At 61.4% G+C, this 19,581-nt stretch carries 17 protein-coding genes and 1 pseudogene; 11 read left to right on the top strand and 7 right to left on the bottom strand.

The genetic code is table 11. From position 1 onward, the window contains the following. Positions 1–4: 4 nt before the first annotated feature. The gene (locus SJY36_RS11065) at positions 5–790 is read right to left on the bottom strand and encodes an inositol monophosphatase family protein (RefSeq protein WP_005849287.1); all 786 of its coding nucleotides are present in this window, start codon (positions 788–790) and stop codon (positions 5–7) included. Between the two features lie 160 nt (positions 791–950). Here SJY36_RS11065 and SJY36_RS11070 point away from each other — a divergent pair, with 160 nt between their 5' ends. The 3 genes from SJY36_RS11070 (at position 951) to SJY36_RS11080 (ending at position 3,120) form a co-directional block, all read left to right on the top strand. Then, entirely contained in the window at positions 951–1,991 is a 1,041-nt protein-coding gene (locus SJY36_RS11070) for an NADP-dependent oxidoreductase (RefSeq protein WP_005849292.1), read from the top strand. A gap of 128 nt (positions 1,992–2,119) precedes the next feature. Next, positions 2,120–2,626, top strand: coding sequence for an antitoxin Xre/MbcA/ParS toxin-binding domain-containing protein (locus tag SJY36_RS11075; protein WP_037963804.1), 507 nt, complete (start codon positions 2,120–2,122; stop codon positions 2,624–2,626). Beyond that, complete coding sequence (locus SJY36_RS11080; protein ID WP_005849296.1) at positions 2,623–3,120, top strand: RES family NAD+ phosphorylase; 498 nt, start codon at positions 2,623–2,625, stop codon at positions 3,118–3,120. Before SJY36_RS11075 ends, SJY36_RS11080 begins: the two co-directional genes overlap by 4 nt. 12 nt (positions 3,121–3,132) lie before the next feature. On the opposite strand, the gene SJY36_RS11085 is transcribed toward SJY36_RS11080, so the two are convergent. Next, the gene (locus tag SJY36_RS11085; RefSeq protein ID WP_005849298.1) at positions 3,133–4,038 is read right to left on the bottom strand and encodes a LysR family transcriptional regulator; all 906 of its coding nucleotides are present in this window, start codon (positions 4,036–4,038) and stop codon (positions 3,133–3,135) included. 96 nt (positions 4,039–4,134) lie between these two features. Between SJY36_RS11085 and metF the strand changes: the two genes are divergently transcribed. Beyond that, the gene (metF, locus tag SJY36_RS11090; RefSeq protein WP_005849299.1) at positions 4,135–5,001 is read left to right on the top strand and encodes a methylenetetrahydrofolate reductase [NAD(P)H]; all 867 of its coding nucleotides are present in this window, start codon (positions 4,135–4,137) and stop codon (positions 4,999–5,001) included. A 73-nt stretch (positions 5,002–5,074) separates the two neighbouring features. Continuing rightward, the gene (locus tag SJY36_RS11095; RefSeq protein WP_005849301.1) at positions 5,075–5,560 is read left to right on the top strand and encodes a PaaI family thioesterase; all 486 of its coding nucleotides are present in this window, start codon (positions 5,075–5,077) and stop codon (positions 5,558–5,560) included. Between the two features lie 44 nt (positions 5,561–5,604). Here SJY36_RS11095 and SJY36_RS11100 read toward each other — a convergent pair. Continuing rightward, positions 5,605–7,903 (bottom strand): annotated as a pseudogene (locus tag SJY36_RS11100) (xanthine dehydrogenase family protein molybdopterin-binding subunit). A 194-nt stretch (positions 7,904–8,097) separates the two neighbouring features. Here SJY36_RS11100 and SJY36_RS11105 point away from each other — a divergent pair. Then, a complete protein-coding gene (locus SJY36_RS11105) occupies positions 8,098–11,034 on the top strand; it encodes a valine--tRNA ligase (RefSeq protein ID WP_386175058.1) in 2,937 nt (978 codons plus the stop codon). A gap of 208 nt (positions 11,035–11,242) precedes the next feature. On the opposite strand, the gene SJY36_RS11110 is transcribed toward SJY36_RS11105, so the two are convergent. Continuing rightward, a complete protein-coding gene (locus tag SJY36_RS11110; RefSeq protein ID WP_386175061.1) occupies positions 11,243–12,034 on the bottom strand; it encodes a crotonase/enoyl-CoA hydratase family protein in 792 nt (263 codons plus the stop codon). Between the two features lie 137 nt (positions 12,035–12,171). On the opposite strand from SJY36_RS11110, the gene SJY36_RS11115 reads away from it, so the two are divergent. Continuing rightward, positions 12,172–13,275 carry a pyridoxal phosphate-dependent aminotransferase gene (locus tag SJY36_RS11115; protein ID WP_386175064.1) on the top strand — a complete coding sequence of 368 codons (1,104 nt, stop codon included), beginning with the start codon at positions 12,172–12,174 and terminating at the stop codon, positions 13,273–13,275. A 53-nt stretch (positions 13,276–13,328) separates the two neighbouring features. Next, entirely contained in the window at positions 13,329–13,511 is a 183-nt protein-coding gene (locus SJY36_RS11120) for a hypothetical protein (protein ID WP_386175066.1), read from the top strand. On the opposite strand, the gene SJY36_RS11125 is transcribed toward SJY36_RS11120, so the two are convergent. Further along, the gene (locus tag SJY36_RS11125; RefSeq protein WP_386175069.1) at positions 13,508–14,716 is read right to left on the bottom strand and encodes a pyridoxal-phosphate-dependent aminotransferase family protein; all 1,209 of its coding nucleotides are present in this window, start codon (positions 14,714–14,716) and stop codon (positions 13,508–13,510) included. The genes SJY36_RS11120 and SJY36_RS11125 overlap by 4 nt on opposite strands. 149 nt (positions 14,717–14,865) lie before the next feature. Here SJY36_RS11125 and SJY36_RS11130 point away from each other — a divergent pair, with 149 nt between their 5' ends. Then, the gene (locus SJY36_RS11130; protein ID WP_386175071.1) at positions 14,866–16,725 is read left to right on the top strand and encodes an ABC transporter ATP-binding protein; all 1,860 of its coding nucleotides are present in this window, start codon (positions 14,866–14,868) and stop codon (positions 16,723–16,725) included. 20 nt (positions 16,726–16,745) lie between these two features. On the opposite strand, the gene SJY36_RS11135 is transcribed toward SJY36_RS11130, so the two are convergent. Beyond that, positions 16,746–17,420, bottom strand: a complete 675-nt coding sequence (locus SJY36_RS11135; protein ID WP_386175074.1) for a glycosyltransferase — start codon at positions 17,418–17,420, stop codon at positions 16,746–16,748. Between the two features lie 66 nt (positions 17,421–17,486). On the opposite strand from SJY36_RS11135, the gene SJY36_RS11140 reads away from it, so the two are divergent. Then, the gene (locus SJY36_RS11140; RefSeq protein WP_386175077.1) at positions 17,487–18,230 is read left to right on the top strand and encodes a YgfZ/GcvT domain-containing protein; all 744 of its coding nucleotides are present in this window, start codon (positions 17,487–17,489) and stop codon (positions 18,228–18,230) included. A gap of 214 nt (positions 18,231–18,444) precedes the next feature. On the opposite strand, the gene efp is transcribed toward SJY36_RS11140, so the two are convergent. Beyond that, positions 18,445–19,008 (bottom strand): elongation factor P, encoded by a 564-nt coding sequence (efp, locus tag SJY36_RS11145; protein ID WP_009825091.1) that lies wholly within the window; start codon positions 19,006–19,008, stop codon positions 18,445–18,447. Positions 19,009–19,228: 220 nt separating this feature from the next. On the opposite strand from efp, the gene SJY36_RS11150 reads away from it, so the two are divergent. Then, positions 19,229–19,549 (top strand): DUF6280 family protein, encoded by a 321-nt coding sequence (locus SJY36_RS11150; RefSeq protein ID WP_005849321.1) that lies wholly within the window; start codon positions 19,229–19,231, stop codon positions 19,547–19,549. The last annotated feature ends 32 nt before the right edge of the window (positions 19,550–19,581 follow it).

Below are 19,581 nucleotides of genomic sequence, written 5' to 3' on the forward strand. Positions count from 1 at the left end.
TGGATCACCCGCGTGCGATTTTTGAAAATCCGCTGAACAACGCCTCATTGGCGCAGACGATCTCACCATCGTCCAGGATGTTGCCTTCGGGGTTCAGTGGCTCGACCATGCCGCCTGCTTCGCGCACGATCAACATGCCCGCTGCCAGATCCCATTTGTTCAACCGGCGCTCCCAGTAGCCGTCATAGCGACCGGCGGCCACATAGGCCAGATCCAGCGCGGCAGAGCCCCAGCGACGCACACCGGCGCAAACCGGCAAGATGCGGCCCAGATCACGCAGGGTGTCCGGCAAATCTCCGCGACCGCCAAAGGGCAGACCGGTGGCAAAAACCGATTCAATCATCCGCGAACGGCCCGAGACGCGCAAACGGCCTTCGTTCATCCAGGCACCCGTGCCTTTTTCGGCAAAGAACATCTCGTCCTTGGCGGGATCAAAGACGACGCCCGCAACGATCTGGCCTTTATGCTCCAGCGCGATGGAGACCGCCCAGTGGGGCAGACCGTGCAAAAAGTTTGTTGTCCCGTCCAGCGGATCGACGATCCAGCGGCGTGTGGGGTCTTGCCCCTCTTCCTCGCCACCCTCTTCGGCCAGCCAGCCATAGGTCGGGCGTGCGCCCATCAGCTCGGCCTTGAGCGTCTTTTCCGCCTGAATATCGGCGCGGCTGACAAAGTCGCCGGCCCCCTTCATGGACACCTGAAGGTTCTCGACCTCACGGAAATCCTTGACCAACCCGCGCCCCGCCCGGCGGGCCGCCTTGATCATGATGTTTAGATTTGCACTGCCAACCATATTTCCGTGTCCTTTGATGGATCAGGCCGTGCGTATAAGCCCCCATGCCGCATTTGCCAAGGGGGCAGCGGCATCTGACGCAACGTGGCGCGCGCGGTTGCCTTGCTTGCCTTCGATTTCCATATAACGTGCCAGAAACATTGCTAAGGAGGAAAGCAAAATGTCCGACCAGATGAAACGAATTGTGCTTGCGTCGCGCCCTGACGGGGCCCCGACCGCCGATAACTTCCGCCTTGAAGAAGGGCCCGTGCCCACCCCCGGCGACGGCGAAGTGCTGGTCCGTGTGAAATACATGTCGCTTGACCCCTATATGCGTGGCCGCATGGACGACGCGAAATCCTATGCGGCCCCGGTGCCTGTCGGCGGCACGATGGAGGGCGGTTCGGTCGGGGAGGTCATCGCCTCCAACAGCCCCGACTTCAAACCCGGCGATCATGCGTTCGGGATGCTGGGCTGGGCCACACATGGCGTGCTGCCTGCGAACCAACTGCGCAAGGTCGATCCGGATCAGGTGTCGATCACCACGTCGCTTGGTGTTCTGGGCATGCCCGGATTTACCGGCTGGCAAGGTTTGATGGAATATGGTCGCCCGAAGGAGGGTGAAACACTCGTCGTCGCGGCGGCAACGGGTCCGGTCGGGTCGATGGTCGGCCAGATCGCCAAGTCGCACGGGCTGCGCGTCGTGGGCATTGCAGGCGGCGCGGACAAATGCGCCATGGCCAAGGAACACTTTGGCTTTGACGAATGCATCGACCACCGCGCCTATGACGACGCAAAATCGCTGCGCGCTGCGTTGAAAGACGCCTGCCCCAAGGGGATCGACATCTATTTTGAAAACGTCGGTGGCAAAGTGCTTGAAGCCGTGATCCCGATGATGAACCCGCATGGGCGTATCCCGATCTGCGGTATGATCGCTTGGTATAACGCCGGTGGTCTGGGTGCCGGTGCCGCCGAAGAGGCGCTGACCGCGCCGAAGCTCTGGCGCACGATCCTTGTGAACTTCCTCAGCGTGAACGGCTTCATCATCTCGAACCACTGGAACAACTTCCCCAAGTTCCTCAAGGAAGTCGCCCCCAAGGTCGCCGACGGCACCATTGCGGTGAAAGAGGACATTACCGAGGGTCTGGAAAACGCGCCACAAGCGTTCATGGACCTGTTGACCGGTGGCAACCAAGGCAAGGCCATCGTCAAGGTTGGCTAACACCCTACCGGCGGGGGCGTGCGCGCCCCTGCCCTTCATCGCATGAATGCGACCCCCCCCCGCCCCCTTGAAAAACACCGCGTCACGTGTCATATATTTTACGACACATGACGAAAAGGAGTTCAGCCATGGGTGCGACGGCCTTTCAATCCGACAGCAGTGCAATCCCCCTGATCGACGTGGATGCAGAGGACGCCGTGCGTGCCTTTCATCTGCTGGGCGGGCGCAAGGTGATCAACCAGACGGTGCGCAACTCGCTTGATGCGCATGATGTGATCGTCAAAGGCATCTCCTCGAAAGCGCTGCTGCATCTGGTCGATACCGTATCGGTGTTGTCCTCTGGCGATGCGCTGAACAAGGCGATCGGGATGAGCCTGCGCACGCTTCAGCGCAAGAAAGCCGACAAGGGCAAGGACCGTCTGTCCCCCGAACAAAGCAGCCGCGCGTGGCGCTTTGCCGAGCTGCTGGCACAGGCGACGGATGTCTTGGGCGATCAGGACGCCGCAGAAGCATGGATGCTGGCCCCTGCCATCGGCCTTGATAACCGCCGCCCGATTGACCTGCTGTCGTCGGCAGCGGGGGCGGAAGCCGTTGAAAACGCGCTCACCCGGATGGAGTACGGGGTCTACGCTTGACCCCTTTGCCCCCGCCGCTTGGGACGGGCGAGCTGCGTTTTTGGCGGCTGGATCAACGGCAGCATGCGCCCACATGGCACAGCGGCGAAGGGGCTTACCGCGTCGGTGGACGCTGGAACAGCAGCGGTGTGCGGGCGGTCTATACCGCGCTCGACCCTGCCACCGCGATCCTCGAGGTTGCGGTGCACAAGGGGTTCAAGGCGCTGGACACCGCGCATCACGTGCTGACATCAGGCCGTGTGATCGACCCGACGACGGTGCATATGGTGCAAGCCGCGGATGTCCCCAACCCGAACTGGCTGGTGCCCGGTGCCCATGGTGCGGGGCAAAAGGGGTTTGGCGACGCGCTGCTGCGCGATCACCTGTTTGTGCTGATCCCGTCAACGGTATCGCGGCACAGCTGGAACTTGATCTTTGACGCCCAAAAGGCAGCCGATCACTACGACGATGTGGTGCAGGAAGACTTCGCGCTCGACCCGCGGCTGCACCGCTAAGGGCAGCAGCGATCAGGCCCGCTGCAGTTTGCGCGCCTCTTCCCCTGCCAACCCCAAGAGCTTGGTCATAAACGGTTTCTCCAGATCATCCTCGCGCACCGCCGCATAAAGCCTGCGGGTGATGCCGTTCTCGGTCAGCGGACGGGTGACGTAATCATTGCTGTATTTCACCTCGCGCACGACCCAATCGGGCAGCACCGATACGCCCCTGTTCGACGCGACCAGCAGCAGGATCACCGCCGTAAGCTCCACCTGCCGGATCGCCAGCGGTTCGACCTTGGCGGGGATCAAGAGCTGGCTGAACACATCCAGACGGGTCCGTTCCACCGGATAGGTGATCAGCGTCTCGCCCCTGAAATCCGCGGCCTCAACATAGGGCTTCTGCGCCAAGGGATGCGTGCTGGAGGCGACAAAGACCGCTTTGTAATCAAACAGCTCGACGAATTTCACGCCCGGCAGTTCTTCGGGGTCGGAAGACACCACCAGATCGACCTCTTCGCGCAGCAAGGCAGGCAAGGCGTCAAAGGCCAGACCGGGGCGGATATCCACATCCACATCGGGCCAGCTTTTGCGGAATTGTTCGAGCACGGGGAACAGCCATTCGAAACAGGCGTGACATTCGATCGCGATATGCATACGCCCTGTGCTGCCCGCGCGCAGGCCCATGAATTCGGCCTGCGCTGCTTCAAGCTGCGGCAAGACCTGCTGCGCCAGCTTGAGCAGCCGCAAGCCTGCGGGCGACAGTTTCAGCGGTTTGGACCGGCGCACGAACAGTTCCACGCCAGCCTGATCCTCCAACCCCTTTACCTGATGGGACAGGGCTGATTGGGTGATGTTCATCGTCTCTGCCGCGCGGGCCAGCCCGCCTGCTTCGTGAATCGCCTGAATGGTGCGCAGGTGACGGAACTCGATATGCATATGAGGCGTTCCTCATGTTGAAAATGAAAGTTATGAGTTTGTTTCACAACCGCATCTGTGCGACAAGAGACGAAAGTTAAAAACAGGATCGTAAAAATGACCAGTCCCGCCGTTTCATTCGAAGTCTTCCCGCCCAAATCCGTGGACGCGTCGTTCCGTCTTTGGGACACGGCGCAGGCCCTGGCACCGCTGGCCCCACGTTTCTTTTCCGTGACCTACGGTGCGGGCGGGTCTACCCGCGACCTGACCCATGATTCTGCGCATGTGCTGCGCCGCACCTCTGGCCTGCCCGTTGCCGCGCATCTGACCTGCGTGGGGGCCAGCAAGGCCGAAACGCTTGAGGTCGCCGACAGCTTTGCCGAGATCGGGGTGACCGATATTGTCGCCCTGCGCGGGGATCCCGAAAACGGTGCGCCGACCTTTACGCCCCACGCGGACGGCTTTGCCGACAGTGTCGAGCTGATCGAGGCGCTGGCAAAGACCGGCAAGTTCACACTGCGCGTCGGGGCCTACCCCGAACCGCACCCTGAATCCCATGATCAGGCGCAGAACGTCGAATGGCTGAAACGCAAATTCGACGCTGGCGCGGACGAGGCGATCACCCAGTTCTTCTTCGAGACCGAAACATTCCTGCGCTTCCGTGACGCCTGTGCCGCGGCGGGGATCACCAAGACGATCACCCCGGGCATCATGCCGGTGACAAACTGGAAGTCGGCGCGCAACTTTGCCACCCGCTGCGGGGCCAGCGTGCCTGCAGCACTGGACGAAGCCTATGCCGCCGCGATCCGCGATGACCGCCACGATCTGCTGTCCACCGCGCTCTGCACCGAAATGTGCAGCGAGCTGGTGTCGGAAGGTGTCGAGAACCTGCACTTCTACACGCTCAACCGGCCCGAGCTGACCCGCGCTGTCTGTCGTGCCCTTGGGGTGACGGCGCAAACATCGCTGTCCGACGTGGCGTAAAACCACCGCACAACTTGCCCTTGGGTCAAGAACAGAACAGTCTTCTCCGGCATTCAACTGCCGGAGATTTTTTATGCCACGCCTCGCCGAAACACCCGAAGATTTGCTGAGCCAATCCGAAGCGCTCTCTCTCAGCGGGTTGGAATTCATGCAAAAGATTCTGGACGGCACCAACCCCGGCCCGCCCATTGGCGGCACCTTGGGCTATGCGCTGCATGACGTGTCCGAGGGCCGCGCGGTATTTCGCGGCACGCCCGAGTTCAACGTGACCAACCCGATGGGGACCGTGCATGGGGGCTGGTACGGCACCTTGCTCGATTCCGCGATGGCCTGCGCCGTGATGACCAAAGTCCCGCGCGGGTCGGTTTATACGACCCTAGAATACAAGATTAACATCTTGCGTTCGATCCCCTTGGGCATGCAGATCGACTGCATCGGCACGACCGATCACGTGGGTCGTTCTACCGGTGTCGCACATGGCGAAATTCGCGGGGTCGAGGATGGCAAGCTGTATGCCACCGGTTCAACCACCTGCATCGTGATGAAGATCACGGGCTAAAGCACTGCCTCGGGGCGGGTGATGCGCCCCGAGGAATGCCAAGCTCACTCTGCCGCGATGGCGCTGTCGTTCAGCAAGGCCCAGACTTTATGAGGTGTGAACGGCATGTCGGCCTGACGCACGCCACGCTCCCACAGGGCATCCTGTACCGCGTTCGACACGGCCGCCAGTGCGCCCACGGTACCCGCCTCGCCACAGCCCTTCATCCCCATCAGGTTCGCCGTAGATGGCACGGGTTCGGAGTTGAAAGACACGAACGGCACATCCGCCGCGCGCGGGATCGCGTAATCCATGAATGAGGCCGTCAGCAGCTGGCCGTCTTCGTCATAGACCACATGCTCCTGAATAGCTTGGCCGATGCCCTGCACCACCCCGCCATGCACCTGACCTTCGGCCAGCATCGGGTTTATCAGATTGCCGAAATCATCCACCACCGTATAGCGGTCGACGGTCACAACGCCTGTTTCGGGGTCGATCACCACCTCGGACACATGCGCCCCGTTGGGATAGCTGCGCCCCGGCAAAGTCGCCCGTTCGTGGTGTACCAGCAGATCGTCGCGGCCTTTCTGGCGGGCCATCTCGGCGACTTCCAGCATGTTGGGGGTCATGTTCGACCCGTCCGCGCGGAAGCGTTCGTCGTCAAAGCTGATCTGCGCCGCAGGCACGCCCATTTCGTCAGACAGAAAGGCGGTGAAAGCTTCGGTCATCTTGGCCACCGTCGCCAGCGTTGCCGTGCTTTGCGTGGTGACAGAGCGCGAGCCGCCGGTCCCGCCGCCCTGTTTGATCAGATCGCTATCGCCTTGAATGACATGGATCAATTCAGCCGGGATCCCGGTCTGATCCGACAGGAATTGCGCATAGACGGTTTCATGCCCCTGCCCGTTCGATTGAGTGCCAACATAGATGAACACGGTGCCGTCTTCGTTGAACGCGACCTTGGCCCCCTCTGCCGGATCGCCAAGGATGCTTTCGATGTAATAGCAAAGCCCCTGCCCGCGCAGCAGCCCCTTGGCCGCATCCGCCGCCTTGCGCGCTGCAAAGCCATCATGATCCGCTTCGACGGCGATGCGGGTCAGCAAGCGGTTGAATTCGCCCACATCGTAATGCTCGCCCGTGGCAGAGGTATAGGGAAACTGCTCGGGCTTGATAAAGTTGATCCGGCGCAGTTCCCACGGGTCGACGCCCAACTCGCGCGCGGCGCGGTCCATCAAGCGCTCCAGCACATAGATCGCCTCGGGTCGGCCGGCACCACGATAGGCATCGGTCTGCACCGTGTTGGTGTAGTAGCCTTCGACCTGCAGCCATGTGGTCTGCACATCATAGACACCCATCAAGACCTTGCTGAACAGCAGCGCCTGAATGGGCTGGCCGAACTGGCTGTTATAGGCCCCGAGGTTGCATTTGGTGCGGACGCGGTAGGCCGTGATCTTGTTGTTTTCGTCAAAGGCGAATTCCGCAAGCGACGTCAGATCGCGCCCGCCATTGTCGCTGAGCATGGCTTCGGTCCGGTCCGACATCCAGCGCACCGGACGCCCCAGGGCCCGCGCCGCCTGCGCGACCGAGAAATATTCGGGATAGGCGGCCGCCTTCATGCCGAAACCGCCGCCTGTGTCGGGATTTGTGACCTGCACGTGGTCATCATCCAGCCCGAAAACGCGCTTGAGGTTGCCCTTGTGCACCCAGACGCCCTGCCCGTTGTTCGCAAGATGCACCTTGCCGTCGTTCCATTCCGCATAGCAGCCGCGCGGCTCCATCGCGTTGACGATGATACGGTTGTCGCCCACGTTCAGACTGACGGTTTTCGCTGCGGCATCAAATGCCTTTTGCGTCGCCGCCTCGTCGCCCATGCCCCAGTCGAAAGCCATGTTATCCGGCGCTTCGGGGTGCAGCGTCTCTCCGCCCCGTTCCAACGTCATATGGGTGGGCAGATCGTCAACGTCGAATGCGATCAGCTCCGCCGCGTCGCGCGCCTGGTTCAATGTCTCGGCAATCACCACCGCGACGGGCTCCCCCACGAAGCGCACGCGCCCCTTGGCAAGCATCGGACGCAAGGGTTTGGCCCCTTCCGTGCCATCGCGGTTCTGCAACACGGTCGCCGCCATAGAGATATCCATCCCCGCCGCTTCCAGATCCTCGATCGTGAGCACCGCATGCACGCCCTTCTGCCTCGGCCGCATCTGTGACATCCAGCGTCGTGATCACCCCATGTGCGACGGGCGAGCGGAAGAAATAGGCATGCAGCGCGTCGGTTGGGGCGATGTCATCCACATAGCGCCCCTCGCCGGTCAGAAACCGCACATCCTCGACCCGTTTGACCGGTTGGCTTTTCCCGAACTTTTCCATCTGGCGGCATCCTTTGATCATCATCTTGGTGTTGCGCCCGACCTTAAGCGCCAAACCGGCGATGTCCATACGACGCGGGGCGAAAGCTGGGGCTGCTACGCCAAGTTTTCGGCCCCCCAGCCTTCCCCTTTACGCCCCGCTCGGCTAGATCATCCCAAAGCTCAAAGCGCTACGTGAATAGAAGGACGCTGATCATGGCCCTCGACAAGAATTTTGACGCCGCCCAGGCCGAAGCCCGCCTCTATGCCGCATGGGAAGAGTCCGGTGCCTTCAAAGCCGGTGCCAATGCCTCGCGCAAGGAAACCTTTTCGGTCATGATCCCGCCGCCCAACGTGACAGGATCGCTGCACATGGGCCATGCGTTCAACAATACATTGCAGGATATTCTGGTGCGCTGGCACCGGATGCGTGGCTTTGACACGCTCTGGCAGCCCGGTCAGGACCACGCCGGTATCGCGACGCAGATGGTAGTGGAACGCGAACTTGCCAAAGACGGCAAACGCCGCACCGATTTCACCCGCGAGGATTTCACCGCCAAAGTGTGGGAGCAAAAGCAGAAGTCCGGCGGCACGATCATCGGCCAGCTTAAACGTCTGGGCACCTCGCTTGACTGGTCACGCAACGCCTTCACCATGTCCGGTGCCCCCGGTGCCCCCGCGGGCGAGGAAGGCAACTTCCACGACGCCGTGATCAAGGTCTTCGTGGATATGTATAACAAGGGCCTGATCTATCGCGGCAAGCGCCTGGTCAACTGGGACCCGCATTTCGAGACGGCGATTTCCGACCTCGAGGTCGAATCCACCGAAGTCGACGGGCACATGTGGCACTTTAAATACCCGCTGGCCGATGGCGCGACCTATACCTACGTCGAGAAAGACGAAGACGGTAACGTGGCGCTTTCCGAGGAACGCGACTATATCTCTATCGCGACGACCCGCCCCGAAACCATGCTGGGCGATGGCGCGGTCGCGGTTCACACCTCTGACGAACGCTATGCGCCGATCGTTGGCAAGCTGTGTGAAATCCCCGTCGGCCCCAAGGCGCAGCGCCGCCGTATCCCGATCATCACCGACGAATACCCCGACAAGAATTTCGGCTCGGGCGCGGTGAAGATCACCGGCGCCCATGACTTCAACGACTACGGCGTCGCCAAACGGAACAACATCCCGCTCTACGCGCTGATGGACACCCGCGGTGCCATGCGCGCCGACGGCCTGCCCTATGACGCCGCCGCCGCACGCGCGGCCGCCATCGCCGAAGGCCGTGAAGACGCGCCCGCGGACGCGACAGAGATCAACCTCGTCCCCGACGCATACCGCGGCCTCGACCGGTTCGAGGCGCGCACCAAGGTCATTGCCGACATCACCGCCGAAGGCCTGGCCGTCATGGTGCCGCCGACCGATCCGCGTTTGGGCAAACCCGTCAAAGCCCCCCTCGCCCCCGAAGAAGGCGGCGAGGAGCGGGACGAGACGCTGGTCCCACTGGTCGAGCCCAAAAAGATCATGCAACCTTTCGGCGACCGGTCGAAAGTGGTGATCGAACCGATGCTGACCGATCAATGGTTTGTCGAGACCTCGAAGATCGTGCAACCCGCCATCGACGCCGTGCGCAACGGCGAGGTACAGATCCTGCCCGAACAGGACCGCAAAGTATACTTCAACTGGCTGGAAAACATCGAACCCTGGTGCATCTCGCGCCAATTGTGGTGGGGGCACCAGATCCCTGTGTGGTTCGACGACGAGGGCAAGGAATACTGCGCGGCAACCGAAGCCGAAGCACAGGCGATGGCCCCCGGCAAGACGCTCACCCGTGACCCTGATGTTCTCGACACGTGGTTCTCCTCGGGCCTCTGGCCCATCGGTACGCTCGGCTGGCCAGAACAGACGGATGAGCTGGCGAAATACTTCCCCACTTCAGTGCTGATCACCGGCTTTGACATTATCTTTTTCTGGGTCGCCCGGATGATGATGATGCAATACGCTGTGGTCGATCAAAAGCCTTTTGATACAGTCTATGTCCACGCGCTTGTGCGCGACGAGAAGGGCAAGAAGATGTCCAAATCGCTTGGTAACGTGCTGGACCCGCTGGATCTGATCGATGAATACGGCGCGGATGCGGTGCGCTTTACCCTGACGGCAATGGCCGCCATGGGGCGCGACCTGAAACTGTCGACCGCACGCATCGCCGGCTACCGCAACTTCGGCACCAAACTGTGGAACGCCCACCGTTTCGCCGAGATGAACGGCGTGTTCGAGGACAGCGTCGCGGCAGTGACCTACACCAGCCACACCCAGGTCGATCACACGCTGAACAAATGGATCATCGGCGAAACCGCCCGCGTCCGCGAAGAGGTCGACGCCGCACTGGACAACTACCGTTTCAACGACGCGGCAAATGCGCTCTATTCCTTTGTCTGGGGCAAGGTCTGCGACTGGTACGTTGAACTCTCCAAACCCCTGCTGCAAGACGACGCGCCAGAGGCCGCCGAGACTCGCCAGACGCTGAAATGGGTGCTGGATCAATGTCTTGTGCTGCTCCACCCGATCATGCCCTACATCACCGAGGAACTGTGGCAGACCACGGCGACCCGTTCCAAGATGCTGGTGCATGGCGACTGGCCGACCTACAGCACCGCCGAGATGCTGGATGCCGATGCCGACCGCGAACTCAACTGGGTGATCGGCCTGATCGAATCCATCCGTTCGGCGCGCGCGCAGATGCATGTGCCCGCGGGGCTCAAAGTGCCCATGCTTTATACCGATATGGACGACGCCGGCCAAACCGCATGGGACCGCAACGAGGCGATGATCAAACGTCTGGCGCGGGTCGAAACCCTTGAGAAGACAGAGAGCTTCCCCAAGGGCACCGTCTCCATCGCCGCACCGGGCGCGAGCTTTGGCCTCCCGCTTGCGGGGCTGATCGACATCGACGCGGAAAAAGCGCGTCTGCAAAAGTCGCTCGACAAGCTGGGTAAAGAAATCGGCGGGCTGAAGGGGCGTCTGAACAACCCCAAATTCGCCGCCTCCGCCCCGGCGGAGGTCGTCGCGGAAGCCCAAAGCAACCTTGATGCGCGGCAGGAAGAAGCAGACCAGCTTCAGGCCGCTCTGAACCGTTTGGCCGAGCTGGGATAATCAGCACCGCTTCCAAATGGCTTTAAATCCTCGCCGAAGGCAAAAATCTCTTTTGACGCTCCAAAAGATGCCTTCGGCGAGGATTTTTTTACCATTTGGAAACGAATACCGGCGCAAGATACGTCTGCGGTCCTCGCTGGGAAGCAAAGATCGTCCATTTGGAAGGCCCCGTCTGAGCGATCAGGCGGGGCTGACTTTTTTTGCGGCGCTAGTCTTTGAAGACCGCGGGGCGTTTGCCGAATTCGGCGGCGATGACTTCCATCTGGTGCGGGCGTCCCAGCAGCGCCGCCTGTTCACGGGATTCCGCGCGCAAAACCTCTGTTTCGGTTCCCGTCTCTGCCAAGGCGGTCAGACGTTTGGCGGCCTCGATGGCGCTTGGACTTTTGCCCGCGATGGTGGTGGCAAGCGCCATCGCGGCGGCCAGCGGGTCTTCGGCAATCTGGGTGATTAGCCCCCAGCGTTCGGCTTGCTCTGCCCCGATGGGTTGCGCGGTATAAGTCAGCAGGCGCAGCACGTCGCCGCGCACCAGTTTGGGCAGCAGGACCATGCCGCCCATGTCCGGGACGATGCCCCATTTCATCTCCATCACCGCCATTTCGGTATCAGGGGCCGCGATGCGGATATCGGCCCCGAGCGCGAGTTGCAGACCCGCGCCGTAGGTCTTGCCATGCAGCGCCGCGATCACTGGCACGCCGACACGGGTCCAGACCATCGCGACCTCTTGCCACTGGTTGGTGGTGCCGTCGCCATGGGTGCGCGTCATCATCCGTTCCGTCGGGTCACCGCCCGCCAGCGCCCCCATATTGCCGATGTCGATCCCCGCGCAGAACGCCCGGCCCTCGCCCGAGATCACCACGGCACGCGCGTTCGATGCAGCGACCTCGTTCCCGGCGGCGATGACAGCGTCGATCATATCCTGATCAACGGCATTCATTTTATCGGCGCGGGTCAGGCGCACATGGGCGATGTGATTGTCATAGGTGACGGAAACGCGGCTCATTGGGTTCTCCTCGAATTTTCGTCAGTTTGGGCATGAAGCCTGCGTGTTGCAAAGCGAAACGCTACGGCACCCAAAACCGCGCGCGGGCATGCTGATGTCACTTGCCCGAAGCAGGGCAGATGCAGTAGCTGAACCCCATGACACAGTATCGCCTCACCCCGCTTGCCGACGCCCTGCCCTCTACCGTGCCCTTTGTCGGCCCCGAAACGCAGGAGCGCGCCATGGGGCGCGCCTTTGATGCGCGGTTGGGGGCGAACGAGAACGTCTTTGGCCCCTCTCCCCGCGCGATAGAAGCAATGGCGCAGGCCCAGCAGTGGATGTACGGCGATCCGGAAAGCCACGACCTGCGCGCAGCACTTGCGGCGCATCATGGTATCTCGCCCGCCAACATCATCGTGGGCGAAGGGATCGACGGGTTGCTGGGCTATCTGGTGCGGCTCATGGTGACGGAGGGGGACGCGGTCGTGACCTCGGACGGGGCCTATCCGACATTCAATTATCACGTGGCAGGCTTTGGCGGTGTGCTGCATAAGGTGCCCTATGCCGGTGATCACGAGGATCCTACGGCCCTATTTGCCAAAGCTGCCGAGGTAGATGCCAAGCTGGTCTATCTGGCGAACCCCGACAACCCCATGGGCAGCTGGCATGAAGGGCCCGTCATTTCCAGCGCGCTAGAGGCATTGCCGAAGGGCTGTCTGCTGGTGCTGGACGAGGCCTATATCGATTGCGCCCCCGAGGGCACCGCCCCCGATCTTGCCGCCGATGACCCGCGTCTGATCCGGATGCGGACCTTTTCCAAGGCCCATGGTCTGGCGGGAGCGCGGGTTGGCTATGCCATCGGCGCACCGGATCTGATCACAGCCTTTGGGAAGGTGCGCAACCATTTCGGGATGAACCGCGCGGCCCAGGCCGGGGCGCTTGCAGCCTTGCAGGACAGCGACTGGCTGGCCCATGTGCAGGCTCGAATCGCTGAGGCGCGGGACCGGATTGCGCAGATCGCTGAGGATAACGGGTTGATTGCCCTTCCCTCTGCCGCGAATTTCGTGGCGATTGATTGCGGGGCGGACGGCAGCTTTGCCAAGGCGGTACTGGACGGTTTGGTGGCGCGCGGCGTCTTTGTGCGCATGCCCTTCGCCGCGCCGCAGAACCGCTGTATTCGGGTCAGCTGCGGCACGCCAGATAACCTTGATGCCTTTGCCGCGGCGTTGCCGGGTGCCCTTGAGGATGCGAAAAAAGGCTGACGTAGCGCATATCCCGCCTATGCTGGGCCATGATCCAGTTGCGAGGTGGCATCATGCGCTCTTCAGACCGCCGCCAACCGGCCCCTAACTATACCAGCGCCTGCGTCGTGATGTTCGGCGTCAATATCCTGTGGCTATTCGTTGTGATCTGGGCGCTATGGGGCTTGTTTGCGGTGGTGCTGTCGGGCTGGGCCGTCAATGCCATGATCGATCGCATAGCCGCGCGACGGGGCTAGGCCCCGCCGATCACCTTCGCCGCCGCCTCTAGCGCGCCGGAGCCGCGTTTGATCTCGAGTGCGGACATCCCGGCCTCTATCCCGCCGAGCATCCCCATGATCATCTGTCCGTTCACGTGCCCCATGTGGCCCAGACGGAAGAAACCGTGGCTTTCGGGGCTGCCCTTGGGGGCCATGCCCAGTCCAATACCGAGGGTCAGGCCGATGTTGCCTTCGACCCAGTCGCGCAGCTCTGTCGCTTGGGGGGCCTTGAGCCGCAGCGCTGTCACCGCATGGCTGCGCAAAGCGGGATCGGCGATGTTCAGGGAAAGATCGCCCTCTGCCCCCCACGCGTCACAGGCCGCCCACACCGCGCGCGCCAAGGTCTCGTGACGCTGCCAGACGGCTTCCAGCCCCTCGTCGTGGATCATATCCAGCGCCGCGCGCAGGCCGTAGATATGGTGCGTCGGGGCTGTGCCGCAGTGGTACTGATAGAACTCCTCGGGATTGGCGCGCGGGGTCCAATCCCAGAAACGGCTGACCCGTGGCATCGCATCGCGCACCGCAGCCGCACGGTCGTTGAAAAAGACGAAGCTCACCCCGGGCGGGACCATCAGCCCCTTCTGGCAGGCGGTGACCATGACATCAGCCCCCCAGTTGTCCATCTCGAAGCGGTCGCACGCGAAGGACGCGATACAGTCCACCATCAGCAGCGCGGGGTGATCTGCCGCATCCAGTGCCGCGCGCAGACCGGCGATGTCGTTGACCACCGAGGTCGAGGTATCCACATGCACGGCCAGCACGGCTTTGATCTCGTGGTTGGTGTCCGCCTCAAGACGATCGGCGATCTGGTCGATGTCCATTGTGGATTGCAGGCCGAAATCCATCACCTCGACGTCTGCCCCGATGCCTGTAGCGGCATCGCCCCAGCCGTGACCGAACCGCCCTGTCGCGGGCACCAGCACCTTGTCACCGGGGGCTACGACATTGCTCAGCGATGCCTCCCAGACGGCGTGGCCGTTGCCAATATACATCGCCACATGATGCTGCGTGCCCGCGATACGGCGCAGATCCTCCATCAACGGCGGCATCATATCGACGATCTCACCGGCATAGATATTGGGGGCCGGACGGTGCATCGCGTTCAACACAGCCTCGGGCATGACCGACGGTCCGGGGATCGCGAGGTAGCCGCGCCCTTGTGACAGGTTGGAAAGTTTCGGCATGACACGGGGGCCCTTCAGCAGGAAAAATCTCTTGCAACTTATCCGCAGCCAGCGCCGCGTCAATCACACAAAGCGCGCAGGCAGCTTGCCCTGCCCCTAAGGGCTGCGTAAACCCGTAACTGTATATGCCCAAAGGAACCGGCCTTTATATGAGTGATGTGACCTATACCTCGCGCGAACTGCTGACCTGGCTTTGGCGCGACTATCTGAAAAAGCATATGTGGGTGCTGCTTGTCGCGGTCATTTTCATGTCGATCGAGGCCTCGACCATGGGCGGGTTGGCAAAGCTGATGCAGCCGATGTTCGATCAGGTGTTCGTCGCCGGTGAGAAAGGCGCATTGCTGTGGGTTGGTCTGATGCTGGTGGGCATTTTCGTCCTGCGCGCCGTATCGGGTGTGGTGCAGAAGGTGCTGCTGACACGCATCAAGCAGAAATCGGCGGCTGATATGCGGATCGATCTGCTGGACCGGATGATGGTGCAGGACGGGGCCTTTCACCAACAGAACCCCCCGGGTTTTCTGATCCAGCGCGTGCAATCGGATGTGAATGCCATCGGGTCGGTCTGGCAGGCGGTGATCACCGGTGCCGGTCGCGACTTGATCGGGCTGATCGTGTTGCTTGGCGTCGCGATCTCTATCGACCCGGTCTGGGCGCTACTGGCCTGCATCGGCTTGCCGCTGATGGTCATGCCCGCAGCATTGGCGCAGCGCTTTGTGCGCGCGCGGTCGCGCGAGGCACGGGATCTGGGCGCGACCCTGTCGACACGGCTGGACGAGGTTTTCCACGGCATCGTGCAAATCAAGCTCAACGCGCTTGAGAAGTATCAGGCCAAGCAATACCGAGACCTGACCAGAACCTATATCCGTACCGAGGTACGTGCCTCTTTCGGGAACTCGGCCATTCCGGGGATGATCGACATCATCTCGGGCCTCGGGTTCATGGCCGTGATCCTTTATGGCGGCAACGAAATCATCGAGGGCGAGAAAACCATCGGTCAGTTCATGACCTTCTTTACCGCGATGGGGTTCACTTTTAACCCGCTGCGCCGTCTGGGGGCGATCAGCGGGTTGTGGCAGACGGCTGCTGCCGCGCTGGAACGCCTGAAAGAGCTGATGGACGAGCCGGTACATCTCACCTCGCCCGCCAAACCCACGCCTGTGCCCACCACCCCACCGCATATCGCGCTGGAGGGGGTTAGCCTGTCTTACGGTGATGCCAAGGTGCTGGACAATCTCACGCTGCACGCGGCGGCAGGCGAGACGACGGCGCTCGTCGGCGCATCTGGCGCGGGGAAATCGACGATATTCAACCTGCTGACCCGTCTGATCGACCCGCAAGAGGGCAACGTCAGCATCGCGGGCGTCCCCCTGACAGAGATGGACATCCCCGCGCTGCGCGGCTTGTTCTCTGTCGTGACGCAAGAGGCGCTTTTGTTTGACGAAACCCTGCGCGAGAATATCGTATTGGGCCGCGAGAATGTATCTGACGAAGAGCTGCAGCAGGCGCTGGATGCGGCGCATGTGTCGGACTTTTTGCCCAAACTTGAACACGGGCTGGAAACCCGCGTCGGCCCGCGCGGCTCTGCCCTGTCGGGGGGGCAGCGCCAACGTGTCGTGATCGCCCGCGCCCTGCTGCGCAACACACCGATCCTGCTGTTGGACGAAGCCACCAGCGCGTTGGACGCGCAGTCAGAGAAAGTCGTGCAGCAAGCGCTGGACCGCCTCTCGCAGGGGCGCACCACCTTGGTCATCGCCCACCGTCTGTCTACCATCCGCGGCGCGGATAAGATCGTTGTGATGGACCGTGGCCGCGTCATGGATGAAGGCAAACACGAAGACCTTCTGGCCCGTGGCGGCATCTATGCCGATCTCTATCGGCTTCAGTTCGAGGATGGAAAAACCGTCAGCGACGGGCGCAATCTAGCGGCGATGCGGCGGATGGAACGCGGCCTCAAACCTGTCGAGCCGAACCTGCTGCAACGTATCGGGCTCCGGCTGTTCGGCAACTAGGCCACCCCCCGGCACGCGGGTCACTTGGCATAACCCTCGGCCAGCTTGGCCGGGGCGACCCCCGCGAAATAGCGGATCAATGTCCATAGGTTACGCCCCCCGCGACGCAACCAGCCCTGCCGCGCGTATTTGTCGGCCGACGTCACCGCGGTGACCTCCAGCCCCAGCAGATGGCCGCGCAGGGCACGCGCTAGCGCTACATCCTCCATCAGCGGCTGATCAGGATACCCACCAACCGATTGATAAAGCGCACGTGGCAGCAGCAGCCCCTGATCGCCATAGGGAAGCCCCAAACGGCTACGCAGGTTCGCCCAAGCGGCCACCGCTTTGCCGGCCATGCCGCCCTGATCGAATTGAAGCTGGCACCATCCCGCTTTCTGCCCCTGCAGATGCGCGGTGACGGGCCCCGTCCACCCCGGTGCCAGCCGCGTATCGGCGTGTAATACCAGCAGCCAGTCGGATTGCGCTTTCGCACAGCCTCGCCGCAACTGTCCGCCCCGCGATGCCGGACCGATGACGATCTCTGCGCCCCATGCTTCTGCCATTGTCAGGGTCATGTCGGTTGATCCCCCGTCGCTGATGATCAGCTCGCGGATGAGCCCCGCCTCCAGCCCCTCCATCAGGGCGGTTAGGCAGCCGGTCAGGGGCGCTTCGGCATTCAAGGTCGGAATGACAACAGATATAGGCGCGCGCATGGTTGCCCCTTTCAGCTTCGAACTGCGCTGCTATATGTCATGTTAACCATTGAAAGGACAAGCGATATGACCAGCCGCCGCATCCTGAGACTGTCAGGCCCCGACACCCGCGAGTTTCTGCAGGGCCTTGTGACCAACGATATCCGCAAGCTGGATCAGGCCCCGATCTATGCCGCGATCCTGACGCCCCAAGGCAAATTCATCACCGATTTCTTCTTGTCCGCCGACGGGGACAGCGTTTTTCTGGACGTGGCCGAGGCGGATGCCGACGCGCTGGTGCAACGCCTGACCATGTACAAGCTGCGGGCTGATGTCACGATAGACGCGACCGGCCTGCATCTGCACCGCGGGCTAGAGAGCGCACCGGACAATTCCTATAGCGACCCCCGCGATGCCCGCATGGGCTGGCGCGCCTATCGCGACACACCGCAAACCGATGACACCACCGATTGGGACGCGCTGCGGGTGACCTATATGATCCCTGAAACCGGGGCAGAGCTTACCTCGGACAGCTTTATCCTCGAAATGGGGTTCGAGCGGCTGAACGGCGTGGATTTTCGCAAGGGCTGCTATGTCGGACAAGAGGTAACGGCCCGCATGAAGCACAAGACCGAGCTGCGCAAAGGTTTGGCCCAGGTCGAGATCAGCGCGCCAGTAGAACCCGGCACGGACATCACCGCCGATGGCAAACCTGCTGGTACGATCTTTACCCGCACCGGCACCCATGCGCTGGCCTATCTGCGGTATGACCGTGCCAAGGCGGCGATGCAGGCGGGGGATGCCACGGTGACCATGGTGACGGACGGCTAAGGCCCCGCAACGGCGCTGCGCAAATATTAGGCACCCTGAAATGACAGCGTGCGCAGCCCGCCGGAAAAGTTGCATATCGGCAACAAATACCCGTGATTGGGGAGTTTCGAGGCTCCCAAATCCGATACCCCGCAGCCCCGCAACGCAAAAGAGCCCCGGCGTTCACCGGGGCTCTGCATCGCAGCGAAGCTATGACGTAGCGTCACACCACAGCTTACGCGCGTTCGGAATATTCCATCGTTTCGGTGTTCACGATGATCTCTTCGTCCTGTCCGACGAAGGGCGGCACCATCACTTTGACGCCGTTATCAAGCACCGCTGGCTTGAAGGAATTCGCCGCTGTCTGGCCTTTGACGACCGGTTCAGTTTCGACAATTTTACAGGTTACTTTTTGTGGCAAGGACGCGTTCAGCGCCTCTTCCTCGTGATACTCGACCACGACCATCATACCGTCCTGCAAGAAGGGGCGACGCTCACCGAGAAGCTCGGCTGAAAGCTGCACTTGCTCGTATGTTTCGGTGTCCATCAGAACCAGCATACCTGCGTCTTCATACAGGAATTGTTGGTCTTTTTGCTCGAGCCGGACCTTTTCAACCTTGTCGGCGCTGCGGAAGCGTTCGTTCAGTTTCGACCCGTTGCGCAGGTTGCGCATTTCGACCTGAGCAAAGGCACCGCCCTTGCCCGGTTTGACATGATCGACCTTGACCGCTGCCCAGAGACCACCGTTATGCTCGAGCACATTTCCTGGCCGAATTTCGTTCCCGTTAATCTTTGGCATGTATCAGCACCATAGCAATGAAGTTGAAGAGAGATTGGACCGACCTATATATATCAACGTCGACCCCCGCAAGACAGCGCACCCGATGCTGCAACCGCGAAAGCCATGCAGTAAATGCATGAGTGTTATGCAATAAAGGTGTATCCGAATCGAGCTCTTTCAGTCATAAGGAACCCCACGCCTAAATGACAAGAGCAAGAATAATAGAAAGGACGACGAGATGAAAGATTTCGTTGATGGCACTGCCTTTAACAATGAACAAGGTAACCGTGCCCGCAAACTTTTCGCAGCTGTGGTACTGGCTGCATTGGACGATGCGATTGCCGATGACAAGAAATACGGCAACGGTCCTGAACAGATTGCCCGTTGGGCCCGCTCCCGCGATGGCCGCGAAGTATTGAGCTGCGCGGGCATTGACCCCAACGAGCGTGTTGTCGAAGGTCTGATGGACTTTGTTGGCAAAGGTGTCCGTACCTCTGTCGCCCTGTCCCGCGAAGAGTCCGAGCGTCGCCACGCTGCACAACAGGCTGAAGCTGCCTGAAGACTGCCAAAAGTTTGAACAAAAAGACGCGG

It is taken from the genome of Sulfitobacter sp. R86518 (assembly GCF_042466275.1).
In the GTDB taxonomy this organism is placed as follows: Bacteria; Pseudomonadota; Alphaproteobacteria; order Rhodobacterales; family Rhodobacteraceae; genus Sulfitobacter; species Sulfitobacter pontiacus.

Excerpts from the sequence above, each read along its gene's own strand:
- SJY36_RS11085 (WP_005849298.1), bottom strand. The coding sequence starts at position 4,038 with ATGCATATCGAGTTCCGTCACCTGCGCACCATTCAGGCGATTCACGAA.
- SJY36_RS11140 (WP_386175077.1), top strand. The coding sequence starts at position 17,487 with ATGACCAGCCGCCGCATCCTGAGACTGTCAGGCCCCGACACCCGCGAG.
- SJY36_RS11095 (WP_005849301.1), top strand. The coding sequence starts at position 5,075 with ATGCCACGCCTCGCCGAAACACCCGAAGATTTGCTGAGCCAATCCGAA.
- metF (WP_005849299.1), top strand. The coding sequence starts at position 4,135 with ATGACCAGTCCCGCCGTTTCATTCGAAGTCTTCCCGCCCAAATCCGTG.
- SJY36_RS11075 (WP_037963804.1), top strand. The coding sequence starts at position 2,120 with ATGGGTGCGACGGCCTTTCAATCCGACAGCAGTGCAATCCCCCTGATC.
- SJY36_RS11130 (WP_386175071.1), top strand. The coding sequence starts at position 14,866 with ATGAGTGATGTGACCTATACCTCGCGCGAACTGCTGACCTGGCTTTGG.
- SJY36_RS11110 (WP_386175061.1), bottom strand. The coding sequence starts at position 12,034 with ATGAGCCGCGTTTCCGTCACCTATGACAATCACATCGCCCATGTGCGC.
- SJY36_RS11070 (WP_005849292.1), top strand. The coding sequence starts at position 951 with ATGTCCGACCAGATGAAACGAATTGTGCTTGCGTCGCGCCCTGACGGG.
- SJY36_RS11120 (WP_386175066.1), top strand. The coding sequence starts at position 13,329 with ATGCGCTCTTCAGACCGCCGCCAACCGGCCCCTAACTATACCAGCGCC.
- SJY36_RS11115 (WP_386175064.1), top strand. The coding sequence starts at position 12,172 with ATGACACAGTATCGCCTCACCCCGCTTGCCGACGCCCTGCCCTCTACC.
- SJY36_RS11125 (WP_386175069.1), bottom strand. The coding sequence starts at position 14,716 with ATGCCGAAACTTTCCAACCTGTCACAAGGGCGCGGCTACCTCGCGATC.
- efp (WP_009825091.1), bottom strand. The coding sequence starts at position 19,008 with ATGCCAAAGATTAACGGGAACGAAATTCGGCCAGGAAATGTGCTCGAG.
- SJY36_RS11065 (WP_005849287.1), bottom strand. The coding sequence starts at position 790 with ATGGTTGGCAGTGCAAATCTAAACATCATGATCAAGGCGGCCCGCCGG.
- SJY36_RS11150 (WP_005849321.1), top strand. The coding sequence starts at position 19,229 with ATGAAAGATTTCGTTGATGGCACTGCCTTTAACAATGAACAAGGTAAC.
- SJY36_RS11105 (WP_386175058.1), top strand. The coding sequence starts at position 8,098 with ATGGCCCTCGACAAGAATTTTGACGCCGCCCAGGCCGAAGCCCGCCTC.
- SJY36_RS11135 (WP_386175074.1), bottom strand. The coding sequence starts at position 17,420 with ATGCGCGCGCCTATATCTGTTGTCATTCCGACCTTGAATGCCGAAGCG.